Origin of the sequence: Flavobacterium praedii (assembly GCF_026810365.1) — a bacterium.
GTDB classification, from domain to species: Bacteria; Bacteroidota; Bacteroidia; order Flavobacteriales; family Flavobacteriaceae; genus Flavobacterium; species Flavobacterium praedii.
The window spans coordinates 810001-824828 of record NZ_CP113948.1 but is presented as its reverse complement, the minus strand read 5'-3'; the positions used below and the strand labels follow the sequence as shown (position 1 = coordinate 824828).

The following is a 14828-nucleotide window of genomic DNA, read 5'->3' as shown; positions in this document are numbered from 1 at the left end:
TAAAATTCAAACAAATGAAAATTATCATCGTAGGTGCAACAGGCACTATGGGAACGTACTTATCAAGTGCATTTGAAAATGAACATGAAATCATCAGAGTAGCTTCTCAAGGAGGAGACTTTCAAGTGGACATTACTTCGCCTGAAGAAATTGAAAAATTCTTTCAAGCGGTAGGTCCATTTGACGCTCTTATTTCGACAGCTGGACCCACTTTTGTTGGACCATGGAAGAAATTAAATGACGAGACATTCCGAAAAGGGGTTGAAGGAAAAATGATGGGACAAATTAATTTGGTACTAATCGGACAACATTATATCAATCCTAAAGGGTCTTTTACTTTAATTACCGGTGCTTTGACAGAGGAACCGCAAATAAACTTCGCCAATGCATCAGCTGCCAACGGAGCAGTGGAAGCATTTGTTCGTGGAGCAGCCATTGAACTTGAAAATGGAATTCGTATTAATGCGGTTAGTCCAACAGTGATTGAAAATTCTCCTCATTATTTTCCATATTTCCCAGGAGAAATTCCAACTACTATGAAACAACTGGAGTTTATGTTCCGCAAAAGTGTTTTCGGAGCTGGTACAGGGCATATCATTAAACCGTAATCTTATTATTCGCGAAAGCGAAAGCATCCGTGGGTCATTATTTTGCAATGGTAATGGCCTTCGGTTTATGGATGAGTTTCAATCGAGCTTCAGTAACTGGAGATACAATCAAAATTTAATCAAATAATTGTTGGTACTAGTACCAACGTATTACAATACTCATGAAAAATTTAATTTTTATAATGACTTTTTTGGTCTCAATGACAGTTTCATCAATACAGGCTCAAAATAAAATCAGCCTAATGCGCTATGAAGATGACTTTTCGCTGGTAAAAAAAGACAGTGTCAAAAAAGGGTTCAATCAACTAAAATATATTCCTATTGGAAAAAACAATTTTATTTCTTTTGGAGGTGAATTGCGCGAACAATTTCAGGTTTATAATAGTATTAACTTTGGAGATGTCCCTCCCACTTTTCAAGATATTTCAACCAATCAACTTTGGCACCGATTAATGGTGCATTCCAATATTGAATTAGGCAATCATTTTCGCTTTTTTGTGCAACTTAATAGTACGCTTCGCTTTTTGAATGACAACCCGATTGTTCCCGAAATCGACGAAAATCAATTAAGCCTTCATCAAGCTTTTGCAGAATTAAAATTGACCAATTGGAATTTCAGGTTAGGCTATCAAGAGATGTACTATGGCAATCATCGACTGATTACTGTTCGAGAAGGACCAAACACAAGACAGGCTTTTGACGGACTTGTCGTAAAACATAAATTCAAAAATGGTGCAATCGATTTATTTGCAGTTTCTAAAGTAGTTTCCAAACAATATGTTTTTGATGACGAAAGCATGCATGACGGATTATATGGAATATATGGAACGCAGTATTTTTCTAATCACAAAATGGGAATGGATTATTTTGTTGTTGATTTTCAATCCAAAGCTAGAAAGTATAATTATGTAAGCGGATTTGAAAACAGACAAACCTACGGCTTACGCCTATTTTCAAACTATAAGAAAGTCAATTTTGAATTCGAAGGCGGTTATCAATCAGGTAAGTTTAATGATTTAAATATAAGTGCCTATAGTGTTTTGGCTGATGTAAATATGAATGTATTGCCTAATAAAAAAGGAATAATTGGTTTTGCAACTAATGTAGCTTCAGGGGACAAAAACAATGGTGATAACCAATTAAATACCTACAATTTAATATATGCAAAACCTGCTTATGGTCTAGCAATTCCTATTGGTGCAACCAATATCATTAGTTTGTCACCTTACATTAAAATAAACCCTATCCAAAAACTAAACATTCTAGCACAAGTATTCTTTATGTCTAGAAATAGCAATCAAGACGGAACCTATTCGCCTGGAATGATAGAAAACAGACCAAGACCTACTGCTCTTTTTGCTTCAGACAAAAAAACACTGGGTAAATTCTATCTTTTGGAAACCAATTATCAACAAACAAAGAATCTTTCCTTCGCTTTTGATGCCTCTTATTTTGACGCTGGAAGTTATCCGAAAACCACCGGAAAAGGCAAAGATGTAACGTATCTATCTTTTAAATCCACATTCAAATTTTAGATTTATAACATAAAAAAAAACACCTACTTGCATTTAATGCTATTCAAGTTAATTGACTAAATCAAAATTTCATAGTCTATTAACCAAATCAAGATTTATGCATTGTTTTTTAATTAATGTCTTGCAGACTTAAAGCAGTAATTTGCAGACATCTTCAGTTACTTAGCATATTAATATTGTACTTCTAACTTTATCCTTAGACTTTTGTATAAATTAATTATCAATTTATACTTAATAAACAATTTTAGAAAAGCAGATTTACGACTAATTACTGCTTTTATGTAACTATTTAAATATCAAACACAATTTAATTAAACTATTTAGATTCTTATATAAATTATCTTTACATAAAAAACAATTTAAATAAGACGGCTTCATCATTAATTAAAATTAGCAAAAACTATGAAACATCTCATTTATCTTTGTTTTTTTATTCTTTTGGCTCAAGGAGCCATTGCACAATCGCAACCCGATTTTACACTGGGCTTTGCTGACAGTATAAAATCTACTGTTCTTAACGAGCAGCGTCAGTTATTAATTTACACTTCATATGCCAATAAAAAGATAAAACCTTCAATAAAGGAAACCTATCCTGTACTATATGTATTGGATGGTGAAAATCATTTCCGTTCTGTAGCTGCAATCGTGGAACGCATAGTAAACAGTGGCGTTTGTCCACCAATGATTGTCGTTGGCATATCAAATACGAATAGAACCAGAGATTTAACCCCTACAGCATCTGAAAATAATAGCGATGGGTTAAAAAACACGGGAGGTGGTGAAAAATTTATATCCTTTTTAGAAAAAGAATTGATGCCTTATATAGAATCGTACTACCCTACTGCACCCTATAAAATTCTTATGGGGCATTCACTGGGCGGATTAATGGTAATGCACACACTAATTCATCATACCGATTTATTTAACGCTTATATCCCCATTGATGCTGCTATTTGGTGGGATGATCATAAAATACTAAAAGAAGCTAAGGTCGCTCTTGAAAAAAACGATTATAAAAATAAAATAATGTTTTTAGCGATAGCTAATCGAATGGAAAAAGGAATAGACACTACAGCAGTTCAATCGGACACTTCTGAAAAAACAGAATTGATTCGCTATAATTTGGAGTTAATACATAACATAAAACAACATCCAAAGAATAAATTGCGCTTTAAGTATAAGTATTACGAAAATGAGAGTCATAGCACTGTTACATTTATTGCTGCATATGATGCACTTCGTTTTCTATTTGATTATTATGAACTCCCCAAGTATGCCAATTATACTACTGAGAACCCTCAATTAAAAGCACTAATTACAGACCATTATAATACGATTTCTAAACAAATGGGCTACAAAGTCCTGCCTGAAAAATCATTGGTAAACAACTTTGGATATCGTGCTCTACATGAAAAACAATTTGCATTAGCTAAAGAATTGTTTGAAATGAATGTTTTAAATTTTCCTGAAGATGCAAACCTACTGGATTCTTTTGGTGATTATTATAACACTATCGGCGACACAAAGAATGCTATTGTATGGTATCAAAAAACATTAGCAAAAAAAGAAATCAGTGAAACTAGAGAGAAACTAAATTCATTAATAAAAAATAAAAAATGAAATCATCAGTAATAATCACCATTTTTCTGATGACTACCGTATACTCACAACATTTGAAATTCCTAGCAACAAACAAAACTGTCCAAAATAGAGGAGATTCTATTAACAGTTTCGTCGAAAAAAAAGGATTGAATCGGGAATTGTAGGACTTGCAGCAGCTAAAATCATTAACAAAAGCTTAGTTTAGACTAAAGGATACGAATATGCTGATTTGGAGGGCAAAATACCCTTTACTCCAAATACAATCATGAATATTGGATCAATCAGCAAAACTATTACTGGAGCATCTTTGATACAGCTAATTGAAGAAAAAAAATAGCTTTTGACGAAGTTCTTTATAATAAGTGGTTTTTACGTTAAAATACCTTTGCTGAATAAATAATATTTTTCAAAAGAAAAATACCAAGATAAATTTTAAGCAAAAATTATTTTACAAAATGAAAAAAATATTTTAAACAATCGTACTATGAAAATAAAAATTTCAATTACAATTACCCTATTATGTATCGGAATGATAATCAATGGGCAGAATAAAAAGGAAACTTCACTAGAAGGTTCTTGGATGGGGAAAACAAATACCAAAGACTTATCAATGTCAGAACTAGTTCTATTTAGATTTGAATTGAAAAAAAAGGCAATCAAAGGCTATATGGATTTTCCGGATAAAAGATTAAAAGACATCTCACTAGATAAAGTTTGGAGCGTTAAGGATAGCGTATTTGCAGATGCAAGAAAGTCACTAGGATGGCCTGAGACGGCTCCATTAATTTTCAAAGGAGTAATGATGCCAGGAGACTCCGTTATAGACGGTGTCTGGGGTGGCAGTACACCTTTACAATTAAGCCGAACAAACTATGTATTTAAACTCAAAACAAATACAAACCCCCAAGTAGCAGGTTATAAAATAATTAAATTAATTGAAACCACCCCTCTTAAAGACCAGCAAGCAACTGGTGATTGCTGGAGTTTTGCCACCACTTCCTTTATTGAAACAGAAGCCATAAGACTAGGAAAAAAGCCAGTAGTACTCACTCCAATGTTTTTTGTTAGACCTACTTATATCAATAAAGCAGAGAATTATATAAGAAGGAATGGAAGTAGTTTTTTTGGCGAAGGTGATTTAACTTTTAGTGTACTGAAAGCATACAGAGAATTCGGTGCCATTCCTGAAAATGTCTATTCTGGAAAATTGGATTCGGATGCTAAACACGATCATGCGGACATGAATAATGCATTAATGGAGAAAGTTAAATTCTATAAAAACTCACATGGAGATCTGACACCTGAGATTTACAGAAGAGACATGGATGAAATACTGACACAAACTTTGGGAAAAATTCCTGATACTTTTGTTTACGATGGCAAACAATTTACAGCTAAATCTTTTGCAAAAGAAAGGATTGGAATCAATCCAGATGATTATGTAGAAATTACCTCTTTCAACCACCATCCATTTTATTCAAAATTTGCATTGGAGATTGAGGCTAACTGGAATAACAATTACTATTTAAATCTACCAATCGATGATTTCAGTACTGTAATTGATGATGCCCTAATGCATAATTATTCCGTTTGTTGGGATGGGGATATATATGAAGGTTTTAACGATGGATTTGCAGTTCTGGGTGAAACTAAAATTATTACGCAACAGATTAGACAGGCAGCATTTGATAATCGCACCACTGAAGACATCCATAATATGCACATTATTGGTATTGCAGAGAACGAAAAAGGCAATAGATTTTATATTGTTAAAAATTCAGGCGATGCAAAGGATTGCGGAGGATATCTTTATATGTCCAAAGAATATTTACTTTTAAAAACAATTTCGGTGATGATCAATAAAAATGCTGTCCCAAAGGAAATTATGAAAAAAGTAAAAAAAAACAGTCAAACTTTTTAAAATATCATTTGATACAATAACATCCATAGAAAATGTTCTACTGATTTTAGGACGATACATATTTTATAAAAAGCCGAAAATAGTTTCGGCTTTTTTAGTAATACTATTGCAAGCCTATTTTTCGAAACCATCTACAGCAATCTTCCCCAATCTTGCAGACGAATATTCCCAGTTGGAATACTATATTTTCTAATGCCTTTAAAATCATCGAATATTGTTCTTCTAAATCCCTAAATTTGAAGTTATGAAAAAATCAATCGTTATTTTGTTGCATATTGGTTTTTGGTTTTGCTATTTACTGTTAATAGGAATCCTATTAGCCGTCTTTTACAGAAGTAGTAATCCTGCAATAGATCAAACAGAACGAATATTAAATGCATTCAAATCCCTTTTTCTGTTTGCTTTTCTCCCCTCGTTTCTAACATTTTATGGTTGCTATTTAATACTATTTACAAAATACTTACAACAAAAAAAGTTTCTACTTTCCTTTTTTTTCGGCATACTAATTTCAATTGCTGCTTCGACAATAGCCTATATCCTGATGCGCTATTTAATAGAATCAGGACAACTTATTGACATGGATAAAGGAGGCGTAAATGGAAGGTCTACTGCTGTTCGAACAATATTATTTATGAGCTTTATTGCTTCAATAGCTGGTTTAGCAGCATTCATTCTTAAAGGTTTTATTACTTGGGTAAAAGAAATAAAATTGAAAGAAGAGTTGAAACAAAAAAATCATGAAACAGAAATGGCTTTGATCAAATCCCAATTGGATCCCCATTTTCTATTTAATACACTGAATAATATCGATGTGTTAATTTTAAAAGATGCGACAGTGGCTTCCAATTATTTAAATAAGCTATCGGATATCTTGCGTTTTATGCTCTACGAAACGAAAACAGATGAAATTTTGCTTAAAAAAGAGATTGAATACATAGAGAAATACATAGAATTGCAAAAAATAAGAACGGCAAATGCAAATTATGTAAGCTTTGAGGTACTAGGTAATCCGGCCAGTATAACAATAGCACCAATGGTTTTTATTCCATTTATTGAAAATGCCTTTAAGCACAGTACCAATAAGAAAATAGACAATGCCATTACTGTTCAGCTATTTATTAATGAAGAAAATATCCAGTTTGTATGTGAAAACAAGTTCGATCCCAATCGAAAAATAATACAAGAAAGCAACGGTTTAGGCAATGATCTTATTCAGAAACGGCTACATTTGATATATCCAGAGCACCATCTGTTGGAATTAGACAAACAAATTAATCTTTACAGCGTAAAATTAACAATCAAAAATGGATAGATATTCTTGTATTATAATAGAAGACGAACCCTTGGCGCTGGAAAGAACCAAGAGTTTTGTATGCAAAATACCCTTTTTGAATTTATGTGGTACTTTTGAAAATGCACTAGATGGTTTGTCCTATTTAAAATCAAATAAAGTCGATTTGCTTTTTTTAGATATCAATATGGATGAATTGTCTGGAATTGAATTGCTTGAAAGTTCCAAAATTGAAAGCCAAGTTATCATAACCACAGCCTATCAAGAATATGCCATAAAAGGCTATGAACTCAATGTAACGGATTATTTATTAAAACCTTTTACGTTTGATCGGTTTCTAAAAGCAGTAAACAAAGCTCAGGAAAACATAGTCCAGCCCATTTCGAACCCTCAACAAGATTTTATATTTGTGAAGACGGAAAATCGCTTGGAGAAAATAAATTTAAGTGAAATTTTATTTATTGAAGGTATGCGCGATTACCGCAGAATTCATACGATAAGTAAAAAGATTATGACGCTACAAAATTTTAGTGAACTAGAACAAATTATCCCCTCCAATTTGGTTTGTAGAGTTCATAAATCCTATATGGTTGGAATTAACAAAATAGATTCTATTGAACGAATGAGAATAAAAATTTCCAATCAGATAATCCCAATTTCTGAAACGTATAAAGAGCTGTTTTTTAAGATAATAAACAATAGAATTTAAATATTCAGCAATTGCCTTGCAGACCTAAAATTATAGTTTGCAGACATCTTCACCTACTTCGCATAATAAAATTGTAGCCCTAACCTTATTCCTAGACTTTTGTATAAAATAATATCAATTTATACAAAAGGAACCATTATGGAAAAGCTTATCTACCCCTATTCCCTTATTGTTATTTTATCTATACTGATGTATTGCCTCAGCCTAATCACTATGGATAAAAATGTAAAAACCAAAACTGTCACCCCATTTCTAACTTACCCTACAGTGGAAATATAGTATCCAAAAGACAATTAGCATACTATTCTTGTACAATCACGTCAAAATAATGAGGACGTATAAACCCTTTTAATCCCGAAAATCAATGAAAAAAATAGCACTCCTTTTTACCGCAGTACTTCTTTCAAATATATCTTTTAGCCAAAACAAAGCAACAAATGATCCAAAAGAAATAAAGCAGATTATAAACACATTTATGACCTGTATTATAAAAAAGGACAGCATACAGTTTTATAATCTCTTTCATAATGATCCAATAGTTTGGATTGGAGTTATTAAAAACAAAACGCATGAAGTCATGCTGAAAAAAGACAGCACCAGGAAAAATTATTTTGAAAGTACCTATCAAGAATTCTATAGACTTATTTCAGATACGGGTACCGATGAAGAAAAGTTTTACAACATAACAATTAATGAAGACGGTTGTATTGCAGCAGTAACATTTGATTATAGTTTTTGGAAAAGCAAAATAAAAACAAATTGGGGTAAAGAAAGTTGGGGGCTTGTCAAAATAAACGGAAAATGGAAAATAACAAGTGTGCTTTTTTCCCTTGAATCTGAAAAAATTAACCCAGAACCAAATAGAGAAAATGGTAAAATAGAATAACTAAATAGTATCACTAAACAATTGATTACAAAAGCACATGATCAAGTTTAGCATTAAAACAATCTTATATAAAAAACTAAAAAATGAACACAAAAATAATTTATCTATTAACGCTAATATTGCTACTCTTTTTTAGTAGTATCTATTCGCAAGACAAGAGCGGAAACGAACTGGCGAAGAAAAAATATACTTTAAGCGGAACCATTTCTGATGCTAAAAGCAATGAAAGCATAATTGGCGTTAACGTATATTTCCCTGAATTAAAAACAGGAACAATTACGAACGAATATGGTTTTTATTCCATCACGATACCTAAAGGCAATTATGAAGTTCAAGTAAGTTACGTAAGTTTTCAAACGGTAACCGAAAATGTCAATTTGGAGAAAAACACTAAAAATAATTTCAAACTTTCAAGCATTGGAGAGCAATTACAAGAAGTAGTTATTACAACTGATAAAAAGGCGACCAATATTGCAAAAGCAGAAATGAGTATCAATAAACTATCTATTGCTACAATAAAAAAAATGCCTGTAGTATTGGGAGAAGTTGATGTCCTGAAGTCTATTTTACTATTGCCGGGAGTCACCAACGCGGGCGAAGGTGCGTCTGGTTTTAATGTTCGAGGCGGTGGTGCGGATCAAAATTTGATTCTATTGGATGAAGCCACCATATTTAATTCTTCGCATGTTTTTGGATTCTTTTCGGTATTTAACCCTGATGCAATTAAGGATTTGAAACTTTATAAAGGCGGAATACCTGCACGATACGGAGGAAGAGCTTCTTCGGTTCTGGATATTTATCAGAAAGATGGAAGCAGCACTGGTTTTCACATGAATGGTGGAATTGGATTAATTTCCAGTAGGTTATTGGCTGAAGGACCAATAGTGAAAGACAAAGGTTCTTTTCTTATCGGTGGTCGTGCCTCTTATGCACATCTATTTTTAAAACTATCACAAGAACAGAAGAATAATGCTGCCTATTTCTATGATTTGAATACTAAATTATCTTATAAGCTAAACCCAAACAATAATTTGTTTCTATCGGGGTATTTTGGTCGGGATGTCTTTAGTTTAGACAAAAGTTTCACAAACACTTATGGCAATTCAACTTTAAACTTGCGTTGGAATCACTTATTTAATGACAAATTATTTTCAAATCTATCTGTAATCTATAGCGATTATTATTTTGGTTTAGATCTAGATTTAGCTGGTTTCAAATGGGATTCCGGAATTAAAAATTACAATATAAAATATGATTTCAAGAATTATATTTCGGATAAATTCAAATTGAATTTTGGTGTAAATAGCATTTATTATGATTTCAATCCTGGAACAATAAATCCGACAAATCCAAATTCAGGAATAAATTTTAGTCAATTGGATAAAAAATATGCTTTTGAACCTGCACTATATATTGAAGCCGAACAGGAAATTTCCAAAAAAGTGTCCCTTTATTATGGCTTACGATACAGCCTGTTTTATAGGCTAGGTCAATCAACTACAAATGTTTATGCCAATAATGAACCTGTAACTTTCAATCAAGAGCTACAGATTTATGAAAAAGCAACTCCTATTGGCTCTAAATTTTATGATAAAAACAAAGTAATTCAGCACTATAATTACTTAGAGCCTCGGTTTTCTGTCGCTTATGGTATAGATAAAAATCAGTCTCTAAAAGCAAGTTACAATAGAATGGTTCAGTATTTACAATTGGTTTCCAATACTTCATCACCGACACCACTTGATATTTGGATGCCTAGTGACAACTTAATCAAACCACAAATTGCAGACCAAGTAGCTTTGGGTTATTTCAGGAATTTCAACGAGGAAATGTATTCCTTCGAGGCGGAAGCTTTTTACAAAAAAATCCAAAACAGAATGGATTACATAGACGGCGCAGATTTGATAGCAAACGAAGCCATTGAACAGGTAATCCTCAATGGACAAATGCGTTCTTATGGCCTAGAACTGATGTTTCGCAAAAACGAAGGGAAATTTACCGGTTGGATTTCCTATACCTTATCAAAATCAGAGCAGCAAACTCCAGGACGAAACAGTTCAGAAATTGGAATCAATAATGGAAAATGGTACAGCTCCGCTTACGATAAATTACACAACCTCGCCGTTACAAGCAGTTATAATTTAAACAAAAAATGGAGTTTTGGAGCCAATTTTATTCTTCAATCGGGACAACCCGTAACCTATCCAAACGGCCAATACACCTATCAAGACATTTTAGTACCCAGCTATGGCTTAAGAAACGAAAATAGATTGCCAATTTATAACCATTTGGACCTTTCGGCAACTCTAACACCTCATAAAAACGACAACCGAAGCTGGAATTCAGAATGGGTATTCAGTATTTATAATGTGTACAATCGTAAAAACGCCGCTTCGATTGGCTTTCAGCAAAATGCTGATACTGGAAATAATGAAGCGTTAAGAACCTCCATTTTCGGTATAGTTCCAGCAGTCAGTTATAACTTCAAATTTTAAAAATAAACAAAAATGAAAAATAAATTTTATTTCATAATAGGAATACTAACAGTCTTCTTTTTTAACAGCTGTCAGGATGTGGTCGACATTCCTTTAAATACGGACAAACCAAGATTAGTAATTGATGCCAACATTAATTGGATAAAAGGATCACTCGGCAATAACCAAACCATAAAACTGTCTACAACAACCGATTTTTATACAAACGTGATACCAGTGGTTTCAGGCGCAACCGTTTTTATAACAAACAGTTCAAATATCATTTTTAATTTTATTGAAACACCCAATACTGGAATGTATGTTTGTTCCAATTTTGTTCCAGTTATTGACCAAACCTACACTTTGACAGTGATCCATAACGGACAGAAGTATACTGCCGCAGAAACCTTAAAATCAGTTGCGGCAATAACGTCGGTAACGCAAGAAATTCAAACAGGATTAGGAACAGACTTCTTAAAAATCAAAACTTTTTTTAATGATCCTGCAGACGCCAATAATTATTATCTCTATAAATATAAATTTACAAAAAACCTAAAACCGGAGTACTCGTTAGATGATGATCTCTTTTTTCAGGGGAATACATTTTATAGTTTGGTACTTGAAGAAGATACAAAACCAGGTGAAAAGGTTGAAATTACACACTACGGTATTTCAAAGGCCTATTTCAATTACATGACCATACTATTGAGCGTGTCAGGAAGTTCAGGAGGCGGACCATTTCAGACCCCACCAGCTACTGTCAAAGGAAATATTAAAAACGAAACAAATTTTGACAACTATCCACTGGGCTATTTCAGGTTAAGCGAAGCCGATGTGACAAATTACACCATTCAATAATTGTAATGGAAATTCATATTTAATTCCACATAAGTCCTATACAATTTCATTTTTATCCTATCTGTCACTTTACTTCTTAAAGTACTTTTAACATTTATTTGTAATCAAACATTAACTAAAAAAAATAAACTTATGAAAGCAATTACCACCAAACAACGAATTTTAAATGCACCAATAACCAGAATCCTATTCGGGCTTTTAGTCTGTTTTATAGCTTTTATTCTTGCACAGCAATTGACTGGAAAATTACTTGATTTAACCACTTTAGATAAGAATTATAGAAATCTGATAAAAGGTATAATCTCATCTGCAGCAGTCATTGGAGCCTACAGTTATTTTTATAAAAAATATGAAAAAAGGGAAATAACAGAATTTTCAAAAAAAGGAATAGCCAAATATATCATCATTGGAACTCTAATAGGGATAGTATTACAATGCTTGACAATATTGGTTATTACCCTTAGTGGTGGTTTTGAAATAGTTTCTATTAATCCTATTTCTAATATGATCATTCCGTTCACGGTAGCTTTTTCAGTTGCCATTTTTGAAGAAATTTTAATTAGAGGTATCATTTTTAGAATACTGGAAGAAAAATTAGGTAGTTACATCTCCTTGCTAATTACAGCAATAATTTTTGGAGCATTGCATTTAGCCAACCCAAATAGTACGTTACAATCCGGGTTGTGTGTGGGTATCGAAGCTGGATTCTTAATGGGAGCTGCTTATATTTATGCAAGAAATCTATGGTTCCCGATTGCTATACATTTTTCTTGGAATTTTATGCAATCAGGAATTTTTGGGGCAATTACCTCTGGTAATGAAAAAACATCTAGCCTATTAACTACTAAAATCTCAGGAAGTGATTTAATTACTGGTGGAGAATTTGGTCCGGAAGGAACAGTACAAGCAATTGTTTTTTGCTTACTGGCAGCGTTCATTTTAATACAATTAAGTAAAAAGAAAATTGTCAATCCTTATTGGAAAGAAGGAAACAATTAGACATGAATAATAGTAAGGTATATATTATTGAGGTTGATAAAATGGCTTCCTCAATAATTACAAACATACTGAAATCCTAAAAAAGTGCTATTTTAAGTAAATATTTCATTAACGAATTATTGGTATTAGAGGACCTAAAAAAAATATTAAAAATGAAAAACATCCCGTTTTATAATTTTGGTTTTAATCCCTAAAGTTATTAATCACTTAAAATACAACGTGTTGTATATATAAATAAAATTATAAAAACGCTTTCAGAAGTAGCAGTATTTAGCAATACCCATCGGTTTGCGAATGCTTTTTAACATAATAGCTATACCAACTTCATGTTTTTTTATGGACTAAGAAATAAGTAAGCCTAAATGCACCAACTACTTACAATTATATGAGTTCGTTTTAGCATAATAAAAAATAAAATCTTCGTTCATTTATATCAATTTTAACAGCAATTTATTCCAATCCCATCAGTAAACTTCTATTTTTGCACCCTAATTTAAACCGTACTATCATGAAAGAATTAGTTGCAAAAATCAACGCCGAATTCGAAACATTCAAAACCGAATCTGAATCACTACTTGAAAAAGGAACCAAAGCAGCTGGACCAAGAGCCCGTAAATCGACTTTGGAATTGGAAAAACTTTTAAAAGAATTTAGAAAAGTTTCTGTTGAAGAATCAAAAAAATAAGATTTCAATGTAAAGCCCTTCGGAAATTCTGAAGGGCTTTTTTTTATTACTCTTGTGACGGTAAAGAAATATATTTCTAAAAGGTAAATCTATTCTAAATTCAATATGTTATCCTTGACTAATAGTCTTGAATTAATCTCTAAAATGATATTTATGACGCAAAAATATGATTATAAATTAAATTAATTACCACTCTTTTCATACTGAAATATATAATCTAAAATACATTTTTAAAAAAAATATTAGCTTTAGACTTCTGAAATTAAGAACTGATCGGCCGAATCAGTCCCAAATACATCACAGTTAAGGTTTGTTGGAAATGTGTTTTTTGGGTGATTGAAAATCCTCTTTTCAGCACTTTGCATATCATCTAAAAAATATTTGAGTATTATCTTTAGTAAATTTTTAATTTTCCTATATTCAGATTTTATTTTTTGATAATCAACTGCATCAATTTTCGCAGTAATACTCAAATCCCCGGCATTTGACTATCTCTTTTTATTATATGTTATCCAATTAAATTATTCATCTTTTTCTACTTTAGATACGCTTGCATTACTATGGTATAATTCTAAAATTAGTTCTCTATATAATTTTTTTAAAGATTCAAGCGAAGAATTTTTATTAAATTTTAAATAAATATTTCGTGAAAGTTATTTTAAAAAGTATAGTTTTAAAAGCCATCAAATTATTTTAGGTGGCTTTTCTTTACAATCAAAAAATAAAATTTGGGCATGTCCTTGTTGCAGATCATTTTGGGCAAATAACATCATTTTCAAACAACAAGGTCGGGCTGTCCATTGTATTCCCGATTAACAAAAACTACGGCAAAAAGCCTTGTTTTTCTAAATCGGGAGATGCCATTTCCATCCCTCATGCAAATTAGTTTTCATAACCTTTTTATTGGTTTTAAAATAAATATACTAAAACAAAAAACAGCTCCATATAAGAGCTGTTTTTCATAAATTCGAAGTAAATAGTGTTCTTAACGTATGACTTTATTAATTCAAAGTTACTACATTTTGATTTTTCATTTTTAGATTACCTTTATACACTTCTGCAATAGCTTTTCTAGATAATGAAGGCACATCTTTTGAGATCACAATCTCGTGTGTTACTTTTTTTAAGTTTGTTTCCACTTCCAAAAAATAAACACCATCAGGAAATTCCTCAAGACTATAGGTTTTCATAATACCAGCTTTACCGGTAGCAACCTCAGAATAAATTTCGTTATGCAATTTATCATATATAGTTACATTT

Annotated in this window: 13 protein-coding genes and 1 pseudogene (1 of these 14 running past the window's edge); 13 read left to right on the top strand and 1 reads right to left on the bottom strand. The window is 31.9% G+C overall.

Annotation, left to right across the window (positions count from 1 at the left end; genetic code table 11):
* The first annotated feature begins 14 nt into the window (after positions 1–14).
* The 13 genes and pseudogenes from OYT91_RS03545 (at position 15) to OYT91_RS03490 (ending at position 13568) form a co-directional block, all read left to right on the top strand.
* The gene (locus OYT91_RS03545; protein ID WP_281239536.1) at positions 15–608 is read left to right on the top strand and encodes a short chain dehydrogenase; all 594 of its coding nucleotides are present in this window, start codon (positions 15–17) and stop codon (positions 606–608) included.
* A 161-nt stretch (positions 609–769) separates the two neighbouring features.
* A complete protein-coding gene (locus OYT91_RS03540; protein WP_281239535.1) occupies positions 770–2143 on the top strand; it encodes an alginate export family protein in 1374 nt (457 codons plus the stop codon).
* A gap of 402 nt (positions 2144–2545) precedes the next feature.
* Positions 2546–3763, top strand: a complete 1218-nt coding sequence (locus tag OYT91_RS03535) for an alpha/beta hydrolase (protein ID WP_281239534.1) — start codon at positions 2546–2548, stop codon at positions 3761–3763.
* Positions 3760–3909 (top strand): hypothetical protein, encoded by a 150-nt coding sequence (locus tag OYT91_RS03530; protein ID WP_281239533.1) that lies wholly within the window; start codon positions 3760–3762, stop codon positions 3907–3909. Before OYT91_RS03535 ends, OYT91_RS03530 begins: the two co-directional genes overlap by 4 nt.
* Before the next feature lie 56 nt (positions 3910–3965).
* A pseudogene (locus tag OYT91_RS17770) lies at positions 3966–4082 on the top strand (serine hydrolase); the annotation flags it as partial.
* Between the two features lie 147 nt (positions 4083–4229).
* Positions 4230–5666, top strand: coding sequence for a C1 family peptidase (locus tag OYT91_RS03525; RefSeq protein WP_281239532.1), 1437 nt, complete (start codon positions 4230–4232; stop codon positions 5664–5666).
* A 244-nt stretch (positions 5667–5910) separates the two neighbouring features.
* Positions 5911–6978: a sensor histidine kinase gene (locus tag OYT91_RS03520; protein ID WP_281239531.1), complete on the top strand. Its 1068-nt coding sequence runs from the start codon at positions 5911–5913 to the stop codon at positions 6976–6978.
* Positions 6971–7666, top strand: coding sequence for a LytR/AlgR family response regulator transcription factor (locus OYT91_RS03515; protein ID WP_281239530.1), 696 nt, complete (start codon positions 6971–6973; stop codon positions 7664–7666). The genes OYT91_RS03520 and OYT91_RS03515 overlap by 8 nt, the downstream gene beginning before the upstream one ends.
* Positions 7667–8030: 364 nt before the next feature.
* A complete protein-coding gene (locus OYT91_RS03510; RefSeq protein ID WP_281239529.1) occupies positions 8031–8552 on the top strand; it encodes a hypothetical protein in 522 nt (173 codons plus the stop codon).
* 83 nt (positions 8553–8635) lie between these two features.
* Complete coding sequence (locus OYT91_RS03505; protein WP_281239528.1) at positions 8636–11047, top strand: TonB-dependent receptor; 2412 nt, start codon at positions 8636–8638, stop codon at positions 11045–11047.
* Between the two features lie 12 nt (positions 11048–11059).
* Positions 11060–11884: a DUF4249 domain-containing protein gene (locus OYT91_RS03500; protein ID WP_281239527.1), complete on the top strand. Its 825-nt coding sequence runs from the start codon at positions 11060–11062 to the stop codon at positions 11882–11884.
* 132 nt (positions 11885–12016) lie between these two features.
* Positions 12017–12883, top strand: a complete 867-nt coding sequence (locus OYT91_RS03495) for a CPBP family intramembrane glutamic endopeptidase (RefSeq protein ID WP_281239526.1) — start codon at positions 12017–12019, stop codon at positions 12881–12883.
* A 508-nt stretch (positions 12884–13391) separates the two neighbouring features.
* On the top strand, positions 13392–13568 hold the full coding sequence (locus OYT91_RS03490) for a BF3379 family histone-like protein (protein WP_269223017.1): 177 nt from the start codon (positions 13392–13394) through the stop codon (positions 13566–13568).
* 1001 nt (positions 13569–14569) lie between these two features.
* Here OYT91_RS03490 and OYT91_RS03485 read toward each other — a convergent pair.
* Positions 14570–14828, bottom strand: partial view of a T9SS type A sorting domain-containing protein gene (locus OYT91_RS03485; RefSeq protein ID WP_269223018.1) — the 3' portion only. It continues 146 nt past the right edge of the window; only the last 259 of its 405 coding nucleotides appear in the window; its start codon lies off the right edge, out of view — the gene reads right to left on this strand; its stop codon occupies positions 14570–14572.

Bases quoted from the DNA above. Each gene is read 5' to 3' on its own strand.
- OYT91_RS03535 (WP_281239534.1), top strand. From the start codon at position 2,546: ATGAAACATCTCATTTATCTTTGTTTTTTTATTCTTTTGGCTCAAGGA.
- OYT91_RS03505 (WP_281239528.1), top strand. From the start codon at position 8,636: ATGAACACAAAAATAATTTATCTATTAACGCTAATATTGCTACTCTTT.
- OYT91_RS03500 (WP_281239527.1), top strand. From the start codon at position 11,060: ATGAAAAATAAATTTTATTTCATAATAGGAATACTAACAGTCTTCTTT.
- OYT91_RS03525 (WP_281239532.1), top strand. From the start codon at position 4,230: ATGAAAATAAAAATTTCAATTACAATTACCCTATTATGTATCGGAATG.
- OYT91_RS03515 (WP_281239530.1), top strand. From the start codon at position 6,971: ATGGATAGATATTCTTGTATTATAATAGAAGACGAACCCTTGGCGCTG.
- OYT91_RS03530 (WP_281239533.1), top strand. From the start codon at position 3,760: ATGAAATCATCAGTAATAATCACCATTTTTCTGATGACTACCGTATAC.
- OYT91_RS03490 (WP_269223017.1), top strand. From the start codon at position 13,392: ATGAAAGAATTAGTTGCAAAAATCAACGCCGAATTCGAAACATTCAAA.
- OYT91_RS03510 (WP_281239529.1), top strand. From the start codon at position 8,031: ATGAAAAAAATAGCACTCCTTTTTACCGCAGTACTTCTTTCAAATATA.
- OYT91_RS03520 (WP_281239531.1), top strand. From the start codon at position 5,911: ATGAAAAAATCAATCGTTATTTTGTTGCATATTGGTTTTTGGTTTTGC.
- OYT91_RS03540 (WP_281239535.1), top strand. From the start codon at position 770: ATGAAAAATTTAATTTTTATAATGACTTTTTTGGTCTCAATGACAGTT.
- OYT91_RS03495 (WP_281239526.1), top strand. From the start codon at position 12,017: ATGAAAGCAATTACCACCAAACAACGAATTTTAAATGCACCAATAACC.
- OYT91_RS03545 (WP_281239536.1), top strand. From the start codon at position 15: ATGAAAATTATCATCGTAGGTGCAACAGGCACTATGGGAACGTACTTA.